General features: G+C 61.9%; 18 protein-coding genes. 8 read left to right on the top strand and 10 right to left on the bottom strand.

The annotated features are described in order from the left end of the window. Positions 1-62 precede the first annotated feature (62 nt). On the bottom strand, positions 63-1,970 hold the full coding sequence (gene estP, locus CKW37_RS13140) for an esterase EstP (RefSeq protein ID WP_095156138.1): 1,908 nt from the start codon (positions 1,968-1,970) through the stop codon (positions 63-65). A gap of 359 nt (positions 1,971-2,329) precedes the next feature. Here estP and CKW37_RS13135 point away from each other — a divergent pair, with 359 nt between their 5' ends. From CKW37_RS13135 to CKW37_RS13120, 4 genes are read left to right on the top strand one after another with little or no spacing between them, the layout of a single operon-like run. Beyond that, complete coding sequence (locus CKW37_RS13135) at positions 2,330-2,923, top strand: aminodeoxychorismate/anthranilate synthase component II (RefSeq protein ID WP_095156137.1); 594 nt, start codon at positions 2,330-2,332, stop codon at positions 2,921-2,923. 9 nt (positions 2,924-2,932) lie between these two features. After that, positions 2,933-3,982 (top strand): anthranilate phosphoribosyltransferase, encoded by a 1,050-nt coding sequence (gene trpD / locus CKW37_RS13130; RefSeq protein ID WP_095156136.1) that lies wholly within the window; start codon positions 2,933-2,935, stop codon positions 3,980-3,982. Next, positions 3,979-4,812, top strand: coding sequence for an indole-3-glycerol phosphate synthase TrpC (gene trpC / locus CKW37_RS13125; protein ID WP_095156135.1), 834 nt, complete (start codon positions 3,979-3,981; stop codon positions 4,810-4,812). The genes trpD and trpC overlap by 4 nt, the downstream gene beginning before the upstream one ends. 53 nt (positions 4,813-4,865) lie before the next feature. Beyond that, positions 4,866-5,570, top strand: coding sequence for a lipoate--protein ligase family protein (locus CKW37_RS13120; RefSeq protein ID WP_095156134.1), 705 nt, complete (start codon positions 4,866-4,868; stop codon positions 5,568-5,570). Between the two features lie 8 nt (positions 5,571-5,578). Here CKW37_RS13120 and crp read toward each other — a convergent pair whose 3' ends face one another. Further along, positions 5,579-6,223 (bottom strand): cAMP-activated global transcriptional regulator CRP, encoded by a 645-nt coding sequence (gene crp / locus CKW37_RS13115; protein WP_095156133.1) that lies wholly within the window; start codon positions 6,221-6,223, stop codon positions 5,579-5,581. A gap of 191 nt (positions 6,224-6,414) precedes the next feature. Between crp and CKW37_RS13110 the strand changes: the two genes are divergently transcribed. Further along, positions 6,415-6,837, top strand: a complete 423-nt coding sequence (locus CKW37_RS13110; protein WP_095156132.1) for an OsmC family protein — start codon at positions 6,415-6,417, stop codon at positions 6,835-6,837. Positions 6,838-6,880: 43 nt separating this feature from the next. On the opposite strand, the gene CKW37_RS13105 is transcribed toward CKW37_RS13110, so the two are convergent. The 6 genes from CKW37_RS13105 to hemJ all read right to left on the bottom strand — a co-directional run bounded on the left by CKW37_RS13105 (position 6,881) and on the right by hemJ (position 11,300). Next, entirely contained in the window at positions 6,881-7,921 is a 1,041-nt protein-coding gene (locus tag CKW37_RS13105; RefSeq protein WP_095156131.1) for a DUF2157 domain-containing protein, read from the bottom strand. Between the two features lie 6 nt (positions 7,922-7,927). Continuing rightward, positions 7,928-8,575: a 2-polyprenyl-3-methyl-6-methoxy-1,4-benzoquinone monooxygenase gene (coq7, locus tag CKW37_RS13100; protein WP_095156130.1), complete on the bottom strand. Its 648-nt coding sequence runs from the start codon at positions 8,573-8,575 to the stop codon at positions 7,928-7,930. A 65-nt stretch (positions 8,576-8,640) separates the two neighbouring features. Beyond that, entirely contained in the window at positions 8,641-8,979 is a 339-nt protein-coding gene (locus CKW37_RS13095; RefSeq protein WP_009408519.1) for a histidine triad nucleotide-binding protein, read from the bottom strand. A 73-nt stretch (positions 8,980-9,052) separates the two neighbouring features. Then, positions 9,053-9,826 carry an SDR family oxidoreductase gene (locus CKW37_RS13090; RefSeq protein ID WP_095156129.1) on the bottom strand — a complete coding sequence of 258 codons (774 nt, stop codon included), beginning with the start codon at positions 9,824-9,826 and terminating at the stop codon, positions 9,053-9,055. Positions 9,827-9,887: 61 nt separating this feature from the next. Then, the gene (locus tag CKW37_RS13085; RefSeq protein ID WP_095156128.1) at positions 9,888-10,844 is read right to left on the bottom strand and encodes a nitronate monooxygenase family protein; all 957 of its coding nucleotides are present in this window, start codon (positions 10,842-10,844) and stop codon (positions 9,888-9,890) included. Between the two features lie 30 nt (positions 10,845-10,874). Continuing rightward, positions 10,875-11,300, bottom strand: coding sequence for a protoporphyrinogen oxidase HemJ (gene hemJ, locus CKW37_RS13080; protein WP_095156127.1), 426 nt, complete (start codon positions 11,298-11,300; stop codon positions 10,875-10,877). A gap of 140 nt (positions 11,301-11,440) precedes the next feature. Here hemJ and argC point away from each other — a divergent pair, with 140 nt between their 5' ends. Next, positions 11,441-12,475 (top strand): N-acetyl-gamma-glutamyl-phosphate reductase, encoded by a 1,035-nt coding sequence (argC, locus tag CKW37_RS13075; RefSeq protein ID WP_095156126.1) that lies wholly within the window; start codon positions 11,441-11,443, stop codon positions 12,473-12,475. Between the two features lie 144 nt (positions 12,476-12,619). After that, on the top strand, positions 12,620-12,970 hold the full coding sequence (erpA, locus tag CKW37_RS13070; RefSeq protein WP_095156125.1) for an iron-sulfur cluster insertion protein ErpA: 351 nt from the start codon (positions 12,620-12,622) through the stop codon (positions 12,968-12,970). A 56-nt stretch (positions 12,971-13,026) separates the two neighbouring features. Here the strand turns inward: erpA and CKW37_RS13065 are convergent, their stop codons facing one another. Both CKW37_RS13065 and CKW37_RS13060 read right to left on the bottom strand, forming a co-directional pair. Continuing rightward, positions 13,027-14,118: an anhydro-N-acetylmuramic acid kinase gene (locus tag CKW37_RS13065; RefSeq protein WP_095156124.1), complete on the bottom strand. Its 1,092-nt coding sequence runs from the start codon at positions 14,116-14,118 to the stop codon at positions 13,027-13,029. 3 nt (positions 14,119-14,121) lie between these two features. Then, on the bottom strand, positions 14,122-15,549 hold the full coding sequence (locus CKW37_RS13060; protein ID WP_095156123.1) for a peptidoglycan DD-metalloendopeptidase family protein: 1,428 nt from the start codon (positions 15,547-15,549) through the stop codon (positions 14,122-14,124). 211 nt (positions 15,550-15,760) lie between these two features. Between CKW37_RS13060 and tyrS the strand changes: the two genes are divergently transcribed. Continuing rightward, complete coding sequence (gene tyrS, locus CKW37_RS13055) at positions 15,761-16,960, top strand: tyrosine--tRNA ligase (protein ID WP_095156122.1); 1,200 nt, start codon at positions 15,761-15,763, stop codon at positions 16,958-16,960. Positions 16,961-17,435: the final 475 nt, after the last annotated feature.

The raw sequence follows: 17,435 nt of genomic DNA, 5'->3' as shown, positions 1-17,435 counted from the left end.
GCTCGCTCCTACAGGAATGCACCAAACCCTGTAGGAGCGAGCTTGCTCGCGAAAGGCCGCTGTCAGAACTCCAGGCTCAGCGCCAGATTGACCCCCTGCTGAGTCAGCTCATCGCTCTTGCGCCAGTTATAGCCGCCACGCAGCGCCAACCCCGGCGCCAGGCTCTGGCTCAACCCCACACTCACCCGGTTCAGATTGCTCTGCGGCGTATAGCCGGTCAGGGTGAAGTCGTTGGCCGGCAGGCTGTTGAGGTGCAGGGTCAGGTCCTGACGGTCGTCCTCGAATTCATGCTCATGGGCCACTTCGCCAAACAGCAGCGTTGCCGGCGCTACCCGGTATTTGCCCTGCAAGCCCACGCCCAGCCGCCGTGAGTCGCGTTTCTGATCGTCGAAGGTCAGTGCCGTGGAGCGCGCGCCTTTCTCGCTGAAGCCATCCACTTCGACACGGGCGTAATCGGCGCTAACGAACGGCGAAAGCTGCCAGTCGCTGCCCGGCGCGGCCAGCTCGAAGCCGAGGCGGGCGGAGACGGCAAGCAAGTCGCCATCGGTGTCACCTTTCTCGCTGCGGTTGTTCGGGCCGAGGGCGAAGGTACGCTCGAGGTCGTCGTAGTCCAGCCGGCCACCGGTCAGCGCCGCATCGGCCCACCAGCGGCCTTGATGGAACTGCGCGAAGGCGGTGGCGAGGTAACTGTCGAGGCGGTAGTCGGAGTCCTGCGCGCCGGCTTCCAGTTTCTGCCGGTAGACGCCGCCAGCGATGCCGACGCGCCAGGCTTCACCGAGGCGGTAGCTGCCACCAACGGTCAGGTTGTAGCCGCGACCGTCGGCGCTGGCGGAACTGCGCTGGCTGTCGAAGTCGAGGTTCTGGCCACCTGCCGCCACAATCGCCTGCCATTGCCCGACTGGCTGCCAGTCGGCTTGCCACTGATTGCGCAGTTCGTCCTGATGGGCGCGCAATGTGCTGTGGGCCATTTCCGGTAGCAGCGTCAGTTCCCATGGCGCGGAGAGGATCGAATAGCCGTAGTCGGCAATCATCCGTTGGCCGGCGATGGTCGGGTGCACCGAGTCGTTGAACAACAGCTTGGTCGGATCCGGGGTGGTGCCGTTGGCGCCATACACCGGATTCTGCACGCAGCCATTGCCGCTGTAGCAGGTATTGATCAGGTTCTGATCGCTGGCCAGGCCGAACTGCACCGGTGAGGCGAGGGCCTCCTGAAACAGCAACGGGATGTTCAGCGGGATGATCTCTGCGTCGATCCGGGCGAGGCTGGCGACGAGTGTCTGGTTGAAGAAGGCGCTGAGCTGCGAACTTGGGCCTTGCAGCGGTGTGCCGTTGAGGGCAGGCGTCAGGCCGAGATCGGGCAGCAGCCAGACCATGATGTAACGTGCGCCCGCCTGTTGCAGAGCCTGGGCGCTGGCGGCCAGTTGGGTTGCCGACGTGGCGGCGCCGACCGGTGAGGTGATCAACCCCTGAAGGAAGTCGTTACCGCCACCGGTCAGGTAATACAGGGCATTGGGATCGGCCAGTCGTCCGCCGGCAAGGTAGCCGGGCTTCTGCCGCAGTACCGTGCCCGCACCGGGGTTGCCGGGCGGGATCACCACCAGCGATTCGCCGGTGATGGATTGGAAGATCTGGTCGGTGCGATAGCCTCCGGTTGCCCAGTTGTTGCCGTCGGGGATACCGAGGGCTGCATTCACGGGCGAAGTGGAGGCATTCAGGTCACCGGGTGCGATTCCGAGGTAGCCACCCAGGATCATCGGCGACACGGGCGCAAAGCTGCCGTCGGCATTGCGGTTGGTGTAGCGCTGGCTGGTGCCTGGCGCCCCGGCTGAGTCGGGAAACTGCCCGGCATCGGCGAGGCTGTCGCCGAAAACGATCATGGTGGAGTAAGGCGAGGGGCTTGCAATAGCGGTGGAGCAGGCTGCGGCCAGCAGACATGCAGCGGATTGACGCAGATAACGGCACTTTCTCATCGCAAGAGTCCTTTTTTTGTCTTTGTTTTTGGTATTGCGTCCGAAGAAAGTAGCAAATACCCCGGATCCTGCCTTGTCGATATTGCACGCAATGTTTCCGTGAGCTACTGTGCCGAAACGTATGAACGAGACCTACCCCGTGTTGATCGTCAGCAAACTCTTGATGCGCGTTATCAAGGCCCACGCCCGTTGGCGTTGGCGCGCCTGACTTTATCTCCCGCCGGCCAGTGCCGGCCCGTTACGTTTTGCCTTTCCGAAATCGCTTCACGCCCGCAACAGCTCACACCTGCTGTGCGTCGGGCAGCCCTGTATCGCGAAAGGCGGTTATTCAAAGTCAGTATTCAAGAGGTTGAACCCAGATGTTACTGATGATCGACAACTACGATTCCTTCACCTACAACGTCGTGCAGTACTTCGGCGAGCTGGGGGCTGAGGTCAAGGTCATTCGCAACGACGAACTGACCATCGCCCAGATCGAAGCCCTGCAGCCCGAGCGCATTGTCGTCTCTCCCGGTCCGTGCACCCCGACCGAAGCCGGTGTTTCCCTCGAAGCCATCAAGCATTTCGCCGGCAAGCTGCCGATCCTGGGCGTGTGCCTGGGCCACCAGTCCATCGGCCAGGCTTTCGGCGGTGAGGTGGTCCGTGCCCGCCAGGTCATGCACGGCAAGACCAGCCCTGTAGTACACGAGAACACAGGCGTGTTCACCGGCCTGAACAATCCGCTGACCGTGACCCGCTACCACTCGCTGGTGGTCAAGCGCGAAACCCTGCCTGATTGCCTCGAACTGACCGCCTGGACCGCTCTGGAAGACGGCTCGATCGATGAAATCATGGGCCTGCGTCACAAGACCCTGAACGTCGAAGGCGTACAGTTCCACCCCGAATCGATCCTCACTGAGCAGGGCCACGCGCTGTTCGCCAATTTCCTCAAGCAGACCGGCGGCCACCGCTAAGGATTGAATATGGATATCAAGAACGCGTTGGGTCGGATCGTCGATCAGCTGGACCTGTCCACCGAGGAAATGCGCGGTGTGATGCGCCAGATCATGACCGGTCAGTGCACCGAGGCGCAGATCGGCGCCTTCATGATGGGCATGCGCATGAAGAGCGAAAGCATCGACGAGATCGTCGGTGCCGTTTCGGTCATGCGCGAGCTGGCTGACAAGGTCGAGCTCAACAGCCTCGACGGCGTGGTCGACGTGGTTGGCACCGGCGGCGATGGCGCGAATATCTTCAACGTGTCCACCGCGTCGGCCTTCGTCGTTGCCGCCGCCGGTTGCACCGTGGCCAAGCACGGCAACCGCGCCGTTTCGGGCAAGAGCGGCAGCGCCGACCTGCTGGAAGCCGCCGGTATCTATCTGAACCTGACGCCGGTCCAGGTCGCTCGTTGCATCGACAGCGTGGGCATCGGCTTCATGTTCGCCCAGACTCACCACAGCGCCATGAAATATGCCGCCGGCCCGCGTCGCGACCTGGGTCTACGCACCCTGTTCAACATGCTCGGCCCGCTTACGAATCCGGCCGGGGTCAAGCATCAGGTGGTCGGCGTGTTCACCCAGGCGCTGTGCCGTCCGCTGGCCGAAGTGCTGCAGCGTCTCGGCAGCAAGCACGTGTTGGTGGTGCACTCCAAGGACGGGCTGGACGAGTTCAGCCTGGCCGCGCCAACCTTTGTTGCCGAACTGAAGAACGGTGAGATCAGCGAATACTGGGTCGAGCCCGAAGACCTGGGCATGAAAAGCCAGAGCCTGCACGGCCTGTCGGTGAGCGGTCCGGAAGAATCGCTGGCGCTGATTCGCGATGCCATTGGCCGGCGCAAGACCGAAAACGGCCAGAAAGCTGCGGAAATGATCGTGCTCAACGCCGGTGCCGCGCTTTACGCCGCGGACCATGCCATGAGCCTCAAGCAGGGCGTCGAGCTTGCTCACGATGCGCTGCACACCGGCCTTGCCCGGGAAAAACTCGAAGAGCTGGGCGCCTTTACCGCGGTATTCAAGCAGGAGAACGAAGGATGAGTGTGCCGACGGTTCTGGAAAAGATCCTCGCCCGCAAGGTCGAGGAAGTCGCCGAGCGTAGCGCCCGGGTCAGCCTCGCCGAACTGGAACGTCTGGCGGCTGCCGCCGACGCGCCGCGCGGATTCGCCAACGCCCTGATCGAACAGGCCAAGCGCAAGCAGCCGGCGGTAATCGCCGAGATCAAGAAAGCCTCGCCGAGCAAGGGCGTGATCCGCGAGGATTTCGTGCCCGCCGATATCGCCGTCAGCTACGAGAAGGGCGGGGCAACCTGTTTGTCGGTTCTGACCGATGTTGATTACTTCCAGGGCGCCGACGTCTATCTGCAGCAGGCCCGTGCCGCGGTGCAACTGCCGGTGATCCGCAAGGACTTCATGATCGATCCGTACCAGATCGTCGAAGCCCGCGCCCTGGGCGCCGACTGCGTGCTGCTGATCGTCTCCGCTCTGGATGACGTGAAGATGGCCGAACTGGCGGCCACCGCCAAGAGCGTCGGCCTCGACGTGCTGGTGGAAGTGCACGACGGTGACGAGCTGGAGCGCGCGCTGAAGACCCTCGACACCCCGTTGGTCGGCGTCAACAACCGCAACCTGCACACCTTCGAAGTGAGCCTGGAAACCACCCTCGACCTGTTGCCACGCATCCCTCGCGATCGCCTGGCCATCACCGAGAGCGGCATCCTCAATCGCGCCGATGTCGAGCTGATGGAAATCAACGAGGTCTACTCGTTCCTGGTGGGCGAAGCCTTCATGCGTGCCGAACAGCCAGGGCTGGAGTTGCAGCGCCTGTTCTTCCCGGGACGCGTGGTGCAAGGCCTGAACGGGCTGGACTGATCCCTTCGAAAGCCGGCATTCATTGCCGGCTTTTTTCTTTCAGGATGATTGTCATGACTGAACAACCTGTTGCCGTCACCGTTGAGGCCGGGCTGCATGCCGAGCAGGATCTGCTGGCGGCCGTTTGCAAGGGCGAGCGTGATCACGGCGTGCTGTTCTGGCGCCCTACGGACCGGGCGCTGGTGATGCCACGGCGCATGAGCCGGCTGGAGGGCTTCGAGGCCGCTTGCGGCGAACTGGCGATTTCCGGCTGGCCGGTATTGTTGCGCGAGACGGGCGGCGAGCCGGTGCCGCAATCGCCTGCGGTGATCAATATCGCGTTGGTGTATGTGGCGCCGCGCAGCGAAGGCGATAACGGACGCATCGAGAACGCTTACCTGCGCCTGTGCGAACCGTTGTGCGAGGTGCTGCGGGAGTGGGGGGGCGTGGCCTCGGTCGGCGAGATTGAAGGGGCGTTTTGCGACGGGCGTTACAACGTCAACCTCAATGGTCGCAAGTTGGTCGGCACCGCCCAGCGCTGGCGCCAGGGCCTCGGTGGCAAGCGACCGGTTGTGCTGGTGCATGGGGCGCTGCTGCTGGATAACGAGCGCGAGTCGATGGTGGCGGCGGTCAACCGCTTCAATGAATGTTGCGAGCTGGAGCAGCGCTGTCTGGCCGACAGCCACATCGCCCTGCATGAAGTGGTGCCCGAAGCGCCGCTGCTGGAGCGGTTGGCCCAGGCTTACGCCCGGACCATCGAGGCTATCCCCAAGGATTGACCCTGGGTTCAGCGCGTGCCGAAGACCACCATGGTCTTGCCCTTCACGTTGACCAGGTTGCGTTCTTCCAGGTCCTTCAGAACGCGACCGACCATCTCCCGTGAGCACCCCACGATCCGACCGATTTCCTGGCGGGTGATCTTGATCTGCATGCCGTCCGGGTGAGTCATGGCGTCCGGCTGCTTGCACAGCTCCAGCAGGCACCGGGCAACCCGGCCGGTGACATCGAAGAAGGCGAGATCGCCGACCTTGCGGGTGGTGTTGCGCAGGCGCTGGGCCATCTGGCTGCCCAGTGCATAGAGAATGTCCGGATCCTGGCGTGCCAGTTCGCGGAATTTCTCGTAGCTGATTTCCGCGACCTCGCATTCGGTCTTGGCCCGTACCCAAGCACTGCGGTGTTGCTCCTTGCCCGCAGGCTCGAACAGGCCCAGTTCTCCGAAGAAATCACCGCTGTTGAGGTAGGCGATGATCATTTCCCTGCCCTCATCGTCCTCGATAAGGATCGTGACCGAGCCCTTGACGATGAACGACAGGGTATCGGCTGTGTCGCCAGCACTGAGGATGTTGGTTTTTGCTGCAAAACGACGACGCTGGCAATGAGCGAGCAACTTGTCGACGTTTTTGATCTTGGCTGGAAGTGCTGCGGCAACCATGGTTAAGCCCCGAAATACGCGGTCCGTGAGTATTCTTGTAGGTGGGATGGGTGCAAAACGCCATCAATTTGGCGCCAGTTTATCAGACCACCCTCTGTGTCGGCAGATTTGATCGAACGCTTAAGTCTTTTCGCCTGTGCGTGTAGGGACTAAGCTGGCAGCCATTTTTTCAAGCAAGGGGAGACCGGTTAATGAAGGCGCGTATCCAGTGGGCCGGTGAGGCCATGTTCCTCGGTGAATCGGGCAGCGGCCACGTCGTGGTAATGGACGGTCCGCCCGATGCCGGTGGTCGCAATCTCGGTGTCCGTCCGATGGAAATGCTGCTGTTGGGCCTGGGCGGCTGCAGCAATTTCGATGTGGTCAGCATCCTGAAGAAATCCCGCCAGGCCGTGGAAAGCTGCGAAGCCTTCCTGGAAGCCGAGCGGGCGGATGAAGACCCGAAGGTCTTCACCAAGATTCACCTGCGTTTCGTGGTCAAGGGGCGTGGTCTGAAGAAAGCGCAGGTCAAGCGCGCGGTGGAGCTGTCGGCGGAGAAGTACTGCTCGGCCTCGATCATGCTGGGCCGCGCGGGTGTGGATATCACCCACAGCTACGAGATCGTCGAACTCGGCTGAGCCGTGACATCTTCCACGGAGCCCGACAGCTCCGTGGCAAGGTTCAGCGACGCAACCCCGGCAACAACGCCATCACGCCCGTCGGAATGGCGGCGCGCAATGTCGCGCTCAAGCGCTCGCGATGCTTCTGATACAGCAGCCCCAGGCCAATCACGCCCAGGCCGATCACGCTCAATACCAGCGGGAACAGCAGCGAGTCGGCGAACACTTCATACGACAGATAACCCAGGTACGCCGCCACGCCCAGGGCGCCGAAGACCATGAACATCGGCCGGCGCAACAGCACGGCGATCAACATCAGTCCCAGGTTGATCAGGCAGTACAGGGCCTTGCCCACTTCACTGTCGCTGTTCATCGACGTCAGTCCTCCCCAGAACGCCAGCAATCCGGCCAGGTAGCCCCAGAAGGCGAAGTCCTGGCGGGTGCGGCCGTCGATCAACAGGAACACCATCAGCAACCCCAGGCCGAACCAAAGCGACACCTGCTGGCGCTGATCCCAGTCGAACGGTGAGCCATAAAGCCATTCCGTCAGGTCCATGGACATGAACCACAGCGCGAGGGCGATCGGCATGACGATGAATGGGAAAGGGATCAGCCGCAGCATCAGCAGGCCGGCGCACACCGTCGCCAACTCCATCAGCAGCCAGCCGCCTTGCACGTAGGTGTAGTAGTGGTGGTAGTTGGACTGGTTGTCGTCCAGTGGCCAGAAGCCGGCGAGGCGCTCAATGGCGAACACCGCCAGCGGCACGATGCTGACCGCCACTGCGGCGAGGACGCCTCCGGGAATGAGCTGGCCTCGGCGTTGCAACGCCAGGCCGCCCAGGGTCAGCAGCAGAATGTAGGCCAGGGCAACCGTCAGCAGCGCGCCGTCGCCGATACGCATCCAGGCTTCACTGAGCAGCCAGCCCATGGCGCCCATGATCAGCAGGGCGCCAAGGTAGAAGGCGACGTGGGCCAACTGGAAGCTGGCCTGTCGTGGCGTCTGCTGCTCCAGAAAGGACAGCAGCGCCTGTTTTTGCGCGGCGTCGAGGACGCCCGCGTCGACCGCGCGGGTCAGGTCACTGGCATCGAAGCGCCCGGTCATGGCAGATCAGATGCGGTAGGTGCTTTTGGTCATGACCTTGGCCATCAGGCTCATGCCAAATTTGACCGGGGCCGGGAAGCGGAAGCCGCCAGCGTTGAGCGCCGACTCGGCGTGGTGCTCTTCGTCGATACGCATCTGTTCGAGGATGGCGCGGGATTTCTCGTCTTCCGGCGGGATCTGCTCCAGATGCTCGTCCAGGTGCTTGCAGACCTGATGCTCGGTAGCGGCGACGAAACCCAGGCTGACTTTGTCGCTGATCAGCCCGGCAAAGGCGCCAATGCCGAAGGACATGCCGTAGAACAGCGGATTGAGCACGCTCGGATGGCTGCCCAACTGACGGATGCGCTGTTCGCACCAGGCCAGGTGGTCGATTTCTTCATCGGCGGCTTGTTCCATGGCCTTGCGCACGTGCGGCAGCTTGGCGGTCAAGGCTTGGCCCTGATACAGCGCCTGGGCGCAGACTTCGCCGGTGTGGTTGATGCGCATGAGGCCAGCGATGTGGCGGGTCTGTTTCTCGTCGAGCTCGGACTCGGGCTGGACGATCGCCGGGGAAGGGCGGGTAGGTTGGCCGCTGAAGGGCAGCAAGGTGCGCATGGCGGTGTCGGCCTGCAGCAACAAGCGGTCGAGCGGGGAATATTGACGTTCGGTAGCCATCGGGCACCTCCGCAAGAATGTGCCCGACAGTTTAACCCAATCGATGTGACAGGGCTTGCGCTGGATCAGCCCGGTGGCCAGTGCATTTGGCGCTGGCCGAGCACGTGCATGTGGATGTGGTAGACCGTCTGCCCGCCCAGCTCGTTGCAGTTCATCACGACGCGGAAACCGTCTTCACAGCCCAGCTCCTTGGCCAGCCGCTGCGCGGTGAACAGGATGTGTCCGGCCAGGCCCTTGTCTTCCTCGGTGAGGTCGTTGAGGGTGCGGATCGGCTTTTTCGGGATTACCAGGAAATGTACCGGGGCCTGGGGGGCGATATCGTGGAACGCCAGGACCTGGTCGTCTTCGTAGATGATCTTGGCCGGGATCTCCCGGTTGATGATCTTGGTGAAAATAGTTTCCACAACGCTTGCTCCATGGTGGTGGTCGGGCCTGAGTGTACTCAGCCCGCGCGCCGCCGCCCAGTAGCGATTCGATTCAGCGCGGGCAGTAAGCGCGGTTGATGGCCCCGGCCAGTTTGCGGCTCATCCAGCGTGTCAGCAGGCGGGGACTGAAGGCCAGCCAGCGGTTGCGCCGGCCGGGAATGATGATCGCCTTGTTGCGGTCCAGCGCGCGAACTGTGTAGAGCGCCACTTCTTCGGGGCTCAGGCAGCGCTTGCCGGACTCGAGGCGCGGGATGCGCCGGTTGGGTGAGCGGACCGGGCCGGGGCAGAGGACCGAGACCTTGATGCCAGTTTGCTTCAGTTCCTCGCGCAACCCTTCGGAGAAGTGCAGCACGTACGCCTTGCTGGCGGCATAGCTGCTCATCCATGGGCCCGGCGCGAAGGCGGCCAGCGACGCGACATTGAGAATCTGCCCGCCGCCCTGCACGGCCATGGCATTGCCCATGGCATGGCACAGGCGGGTCAGGGCGATGATGTTCACTTCGATGAGGTCTTGCTCGTCGGCCCATTCCTGCGCGAGGAAATGACCGTAGGAGCGAATCCCGGCGCAATTGACCAGCAGGTCGATGTGCCGATCGCTTTCTTCGAGCTCCAGCAGGAAGCCCGACAAGCGCAGCGGCTCGCCGATATCGCAGGCGCGGAACAAGACTTCCACGCCGAAACGCTGGGTCAGCTCGATGGCGACGGGTTCCAGCAGGTCGCGCTGGCGTGCCACCAGGATCAGGTTGCGCCCCCGACGCGCCAATGCTTCGGCCAGTGCCAGGCCCAGACCGCTGGAGGCACCGGTGATCATGGCGTAACGGGTCATGCAGTTCTCCAATGGCGGGGGCGTTTGAAAGGGCGGCCTAGTCTACACAAAGGCCGCTCGCTCAGCGCGGCCAGTGCGTGCCGAGGCGCTGGGCGTTGGCCAGGGCCTGGCGATATTCGGTGTCCAGGCGCTCGATCAGTGCCTGTGTCGGCAACTGCTCATCGATGCCGCCCACGCCTTGGCCGGCGGACCAGACGGTCTTCCAGGCCTTCGCTTCGTCGTGAATAGGTTTGAGCTGGATCTCGCCACCCTTGTTCAGGTTGGCCAGGTCGTAACCGGCTTTCTCCAGGCTCTGGCGCATGAAGCTCGCCGGCACGCCGGACACCACTGGCGTATGAACGATATCGGCGGCCTTGGCTTGCAGCAGCATGTCCTTGTATTGCGCAGGCGCCTGGCTTTCCTGGCTGGCAATGAAGTGGGTGCCGAGATAGGCCAGGTCGGCGCCCAGCAGTTGCGCGGCGAGAATTTCACGGCCTGTGTTCAGGCACCCGGCCAGCAACAAGGTCTTGTCGAAGAACTGGCGAATCTCGCTGACCAGGGCGAACGGGCTCCAGGTCCCGGCATGCCCGCCGGCGCCTGCCGCGACCGCGATCAGGCCATCGACCCCGGCCTGTGCAGCTTTCTCGGCATGGCGGCGGGTGGTGACATCGTGAAACACCAGGCCGCCGTAGCTGTGCACGGCATCCACGACTTCCTTGACCGCCCCGAGGCTGGTGATGACGATCGGCACCTTGTGCTCGATACACACCGCCAAATCCGCCTGCAGGCGCGGATTGCTGTGATGGACGATCAGGTTCACCGCGTAGGGAGCTGCGCGCTCAAGCCCGTCCAGCCCCGCCTCGATTTCTTCCAGCCAGGCCTTGAAACCGGCGGTTTCGCGCTGGTTCAGGGCCGGGAAACTGCCCACCACGCCATTGCGACAACAGGCGAGCACCAGTTGCGGGTTCGATATCAGAAACATCGGCGCCGCCACCACGGGCAGGCGCAGGCGTTGTTCGAGCAGGGCAGGCAGTGACATGGCGGATTCTCGGGTCGGGGGTGGCTACTGTCAGAACGGTTTGACGACCACCAGAATTACAATGCCCAGCAGCATCAACACGGGCACTTCATTGAACCAGCGGAAGTAGGTGTGGCTGCGGGTGTTGTCGCCGCGGGCGAAGCGTTTCACGTTGGCGCCGCACATGTGATGGTAGCCGGTCAGCAGGATGACAAGGGTGAGCTTGGCGTGGAGCCAGCCCTGGCTGAGAAAGCCGGGGCTCAGGATCAGCATCCAGATCCCGAAGACGAAGGCGGCGATCATCGCCGGGCCCATGATGAAGCGGTAGAGCTTGCGTTCCATGACCACGAAGCGGTCGCGGCTGATGCTGTCTTTGCTCTGGGCGTGGTAGACGAACAGGCGGGGCAGGTAGAAAAGTCCTGCAAACCAGCAGACGACGCTGACGATGTGCAAGGCTTTGATCCATAGGTACAGCATGTTTTTTATTCCTTTCAGGTTCACGGTCGTCAGATAGTAGTAGTTCGGTGCCGCGCCCGTCATCTCAACGGTTGTAGGCGTAGTCGCTGGCCCCTATCATCGTCGGCTTTCCAGTCGGTTCGTTGATAGGGGGCAGGTATATGGTCAAGGTCGGTATCGTCGGCGGCACGGGTTACACCGGTGTCGAATTGCTGCGTCTGCTGGCACAGCATCCTCAGGCTGAAGTTGCAGTCATCACTTCTCGCTCCGAGGCGGGCCTGCCCGTGGCCGACATGTACCCGAACCTGCGAGGCCACTACGACGGCCTGGCGTTCAGCGTCCCGGATACCAAGACCCTCGCCGCCTGTGATGTGGTGTTCTTCGCCACCCCGCACGGCGTCGCCCACGCGCTGGCCGGTGAATTGCTGGCGGCGGGTACCAAGGTCATCGACCTGTCCGCCGACTTCCGCCTGCAGGACGCCGATGAATGGGCCAAATGGTACGGCCAGCCGCACGGTGCACCTGAGCTGCTCAAGGACGCGGTCTACGGCCTGCCGGAAGTTAATCGCGAGCAGATCCGCCAGGCGCGCCTGATCGCGGTGCCGGGTTGCTACCCCACTGCAACCCAGTTGGGCTTCCTGCCGCTGCTGGAAGCAGGCATCGCCGACACTTCGCGTCTGATCGCCGACTGCAAGTCGGGCGTGAGCGGTGCCGGCCGCGGTGCCAGCGTGGGTTCGCTGTTCTGTGAGGCGGGCGAAAGCATGAAGGCCTACGCGGTCAAAGGTCACCGTCACCTGCCTGAAATTCGCCAGGGCCTGCGCCGGGCGGCGGGTGGTGACGTCGGCCTGACCTTCGTTCCGCACCTGACCCCGATGATCCGCGGCATTCACTCGACGCTGTACGCGACGGTCGCCGATACCTCGGTGGACCTGCAGGCGCTGTTCGAGAAGCGCTACGCCGATGAGCCGTTCGTCGACGTGATGCCGGCCGGCAGCCACCCGGAAACCCGTAGCGTGCGTGGTGCCAACGTCTGTCGTATCGCCGTGCATCGTCCGCAAGGCGGCGATCTGGTGGTGGTACTGTCGGTCATCGACAACCTGGTGAAGGGCGCTTCGGGCCAGGCGGTGCAGAACCTCAACATCCTCTTTGGCCTCGACGAGCGCCTGGGCCTGTCCCACGCCGGGCTGCTGCCTTAACGGCTACCACATCGTGCTGCGGGCGGGACTTATACCTTCCGCTTGTAGCCTGATGCCGCTTCTATAGTTGACCAATTTTCTAGGGGAAGCGGATAATGCGCGCCATCACGCATTATGGCGGCATAGCGCCGGGAGATATTCAGCATGAGCGTCGAATCCTTCACCCCTTCGGTTTTGCAGTTCACGCATAACGCCGCGCACAAGGTGAAGACCCTGGTAGACGAAGAGGGCAATGATCGTCTGAAGTTGCGAGTATTCGTGACGGGTGGCGGTTGCTCCGGCTTCCAGTATGGCTTCACTTTCGATGAAGATGTCGCTGAAGACGACACCATTGTCGAGCGCGAGGGCGTTGCCCTGGTGGTTGACCCGATGAGCTTCCAGTACCTGGCAGGTGCCGAAGTGGACTACCAGGAAGGTCTGGAAGGTTCGCGCTTCATCATCAAGAACCCGAACGCCACGACCACCTGTGGTTGCGGTTCCTCGTTCTCGATCTGATTTGCCGGGATGTTGCTGAACGCCGCGCTGATGCGCGGCGTTTTGCTTTTTGCGGTTTATGCCGGGTAGATGGCGCCCAATACCCGTAAGCCGCGGGCACCGGTGACGCTTGGGCGATTGCCGGCGATGCCTTCCAGGCAGCAATGGGCAAGCCAGGCGAAGGCCATGGCTTCGACCCAGTCGGGGTCGACACCGAAGTCTGCCGTGCTGCTGACCCGCGCACCTGGCAGCAGGTTTTCCAATCGCGCCATCAACGTGCCGTTGTGGGCACCGCCGCCGCAAACCAGAAGGGCCTGGGTATCCTGCTGGGCTTTATTCAGCGAGTCGACGATGCTCAGGGCGGTCAACTCCAGCAGTGTCGCCTGGACGTCTTCATCTGCACACGGTGGCTGTGTGCTGAGCTGGTGGTGCAGCCAGGGCAGATTGAACAGCTCCCGGCCGGTGCTCTTCGGGCCCGTGCCCGCAAAGAACGGATCGCTGAGCAGGCTGCTGAGTAGACCTGGAAGTACCTTTCCGCTGGCAGCCCATGTGCCGTTGGCATCGTAGGCATGACCCAGTTTCTCGTTGATCCAGGCGTCGAGAAGTACGTTGCCCGGGCCGCAATCGAAACCGCTGACGGGCTTGTCCTGCGCGATCAGGCTCAGATTGCTGAAACCTCCGACATTGAGGACAGCAAGACGCTCGCCCTGATTGCTGAACAAGGCTTCATGGAAGGCCGGAACCAACGGTGCACCCTGACCGCCGGCAGCGACGTCGCGGCGGCGGAAGTCGCCAACGACGGTGATGCCGGTCAATTCGGCCAGCAAGGCCGGGTTGCCGATCTGAACAGTGAAGCCGCGTGCCGGCTCGTGCCGGATCGTCTGGCCGTGGCTGCCGATTGCGCGAATGTCCTCGGGGCGAAGTTGGCGGCTGTCGAGCAGATGCTTGATACCTTCCGCCGCTAGCCGCACCCACTCCGCCTCGGCCAGGGCGGCACGGGCGATCTCGTCCGGGCCGCTGGCGCAAAGGCCGAGCATGGCCAGGCGCAGCGATTCGGGCATGGGGATGTAGTGGGTAGCGAGCAGCGAGGTCCGCTGCTCCTGTTCGATCAAGGCGATGTCCAGGCCATCAAGGCTGGTGCCGGACATCACCCCCAGATAAAGCGCCATGGCTTAGCGCTTGTTCAAGGCCAGCATGGTGGCCTTTTCCTGGTCCATGCGCGCGATAAGCGGCTGGCTCAACTGCATGAAGCGCTGGCGCTCGGCCTTGGCGATCGGGTCGGCCATGGGCAGCTTCTGGCCCAGCGGGTCGACGTGCACACCGTTGACCTGGAACTCGTAGTGCAGGTGCGGTCCGGTGGACAGGCCGGTGGTGCCGATGTAGCCGATGACCTGGCCCTGCTTGACGGTGCCGCCGGTCTTCACGCCCTTGGCGAAGCCTTGCATGTGGCCGTACAGGGTCTGGTAGGTGTTGCCGTGCTGGATGATCACGGTGTTGCCGTAACCGCCACGGCGCCCGGCCAGCAGGACCTTGCCGTCGCCGGCGGCCTTGATCGGCGTGCCGCGCGGGGCTGCGTAGTCGACGCCTTTGTGGGCGCGGATCTTGTTCAGGATCGGATGCTTGCGGCCAGCGGAGAAGCGCGAGCTGATGCGGGCGAAGTCCACCGGAGTACGGATGAACGCCTTGCGCATGCTGTTGCCGTCGGCGGTGTAGTAGCTGGTGGTGCCGAGCTTGTTGGTGTAGCGCACTGCGCTGTAGCTCTTGCCGCGGTTGGTAAAGCGCGCCGAGAGGATGTTGCCGTTGCCGACGACTTTGCCGTCGATGACCTTCTGTTCGTAGATCACATCAAATTCGTCGCCCTGGCGGATGTCTTGGGCGAAGTCGATGTCGTAGCCAAAGATGCTGGCCATGTCCATGGTCATGTTGTGAGACAGGCCGGCACGCTGCGCGGAGGCGGAGAGCGAGCTCTTGATCACGCCGTGCACATACGCGGAGCGGACCACGGGTTTGGTCACTTCGCGGTTGAAGACAAAGCCGTTGGCGCTCTTGTTCAGGCGGATGGTTTCCAGGTCGCTGACCTTGCTGTGCAGGCTGGCCAGTTGACCGTCCTTGTCCAGCTCGATCTGAAGGACTTGGCCATGCTTGAGCTGGCTGAACTGCTTGGCTTGCTTGTTACTGGCCAGCACTTCATGCACCGCATTGGCGGGGAGGCCGACCTTGGAGAACAGCGTCGACAGCGTATCACCGCGGGCCACGGTCACTTCGCGGTGGTTGGGCTGGTTGCTGGCGACTTCTTTTGCAGGCTCCGGCGCCGCGGTGGCGGGCTCGGTCTTGGCGGTTTCCTCGGTCGTTTGCGCGGAGTTGTCGATCTGCGCGAAGGGCGAGGTGCTGGTTTCCTCGGCGGCGATTGGCTGCTCGGGCTGATCCTTGAGCTGCTCCGCAGGGCTTTCCAGTTCGAGATTCAGGGTGGTCCGTTTGGCTTCCACTTCGCTGGACGGGAATACCAGCAAAGCCAGGCTGAGCAAGGCGGCGATGCCGCTTGCGGCCAACAGGTGGCTCTTCGGATAAAGCGGGGGCGCTTTAGGCGGTTCTTTGGTCATGGATGAATAGACTTTGAAAAATGATGAAAAGGAAAAGATGAATGACATGATGAAGATGAAATAACTGTATAAAATATAACCAAATCCCCTTCAAAGCAAGCGCGCAGACGTCATGTACAGGGTTGCGGGTCACATCCGGCCCGGGAACTTGTATTTGGCGGTTGATCTTGTATGGTTGGGGCCCTTTGAATCTGAGCCTTGCGGGTCTGTTATGAAGTCGGTTGAAGAGCAGCTAGCGCTAATCAAGCGTGGTGCGGAAGAGGTATTGGTCGAGTCCGAACTGGTCGAGAAACTCAAGCGTGGTCAGCCGCTGCGTATCAAGGCGGGTTTCGACCCGACTGCGCCGGACCTGCACCTGGGGCACACGGTGCTTATCAACAAGCTGCGCCAGTTCCAGGATCTGGGTCACCAGGTGATCTTCCTGATCGGTGACTTCACCGGCATGATCGGCGACCCGAGCGGCAAGAGCGCCACCCGTCCACCGCTGACCCGCGAGCAGGTGCTGGACAACGCCGAGACCTATAAACAGCAGGTCTTCAAGATTCTCGATCCGGCCAAGACCGAGGTGGCGTTCAACTCCACCTGGATGGACAAGCTGACGCCGGCCGATTTCATTCGCCTGGCTTCGCAGTACACCGTAGCCCGGATGCTTGAGCGCGACGACTTCGACAAGCGTTACACCACCAATCAGCCGATCGCCATCCACGAGTTCCTCTACCCGCTGGTGCAGGGTTATGACTCCGTGGCGCTGAAGGCGGACGTCGAGCTGGGTGGGACCGATCAGAAGTTCAACCTGCTGATGGGGCGTGAGCTGCAGCGCAGCTATGGTCAGGAAGCTCAGAACATCGTCACCATGCCATTGCTCGAAGGGCTCGATGGCGTGAAGAAGATGTCGAAGTCGCTGGGCAACTACGTCGGCATCCAGGAGGCACCGGGTGTGATGTACAGCAAGCTCGTGTCGATTCCGGACACCCTGATGTGGCGCTACTTCGAGCTGCTCAGCTTCCGCTCCATGGAAGAGATCGACGGTTTCCGTGCGGATGTGGCGGCAGGTGCCAACCCGCGCGACATCAAGATCAAGCTGGCTGAGGAAATCGTTGCTCGTTTCCATGGTGAAGAAGCGGCAGCCAATGCGCATCGCGCAGCCGGTAACCGGATGAAAGAGGGTGAGCTGCCTGAGGATCTGCCTGAGGTCGAGGTGTCGGCTGCTGAAGACATGCCGATCTCTGCGATCCTTAATAAGGCAGGTCTGGTGAAGAACTCGGCGGCTGCTCGTGATCTGCTGGCATCCGGTGGTGTGAAGGTCGATGGTGAAGTGGTCGATCGCGGTTTCGTATTTGCCCTGGGCGCGACGCATGTTTGCCAGGCAGGCAAGAAGGCGTTCGCTCGTATTACGTTGAAGGCTGAATAAAGGAAGGCGTTGTTCGTCCTCTTCTATATATAGAGGAGGGCGTAAGGTACTGATTTGAATCAATTTCAAATTAGTCCTTGACGCCCTGTTTTATCTGTCTATAATTCGCCCCACTTCCGGCGCAGTCGAAACGGAAAACTCCTTGAGATTCAACGAGTTAGAAGTTTCAGGTAGCGTAGGAAGTGTTTCGGTCTCCACCGAAAGCGGTGAAAAAAGGCAGTTGACAGCAGGTTGTAACGCTGTAGAATTCGCCTCCCGCTGACGAGAGATCGCAGCGAGTCAAGTGTTTGAAGTTAAAAGAGAAATTCTGAAAAACTTCAAAATAAACGCTTGACAGGCTGAGAGGAAAGCGTAGAATGCGCGCCTCGGTTGAGACGAAAAGCTCTTAACCAACCGCTCTTTAACAATTGAATCAAGCAATTCGTGTGGGTGCTTGTGAATTTGGACTGATAGTCAGCAAGATTATCAGCATCAC

Source organism: Pseudomonas sp. Irchel 3E13 (assembly GCF_900187455.1).
Classification (GTDB): Bacteria; Pseudomonadota; Gammaproteobacteria; order Pseudomonadales; family Pseudomonadaceae; genus Aquipseudomonas.
The sequence above is the reverse complement of the archived record's forward strand: the minus strand, read 5'-3'. Positions and strand labels throughout refer to the sequence as shown.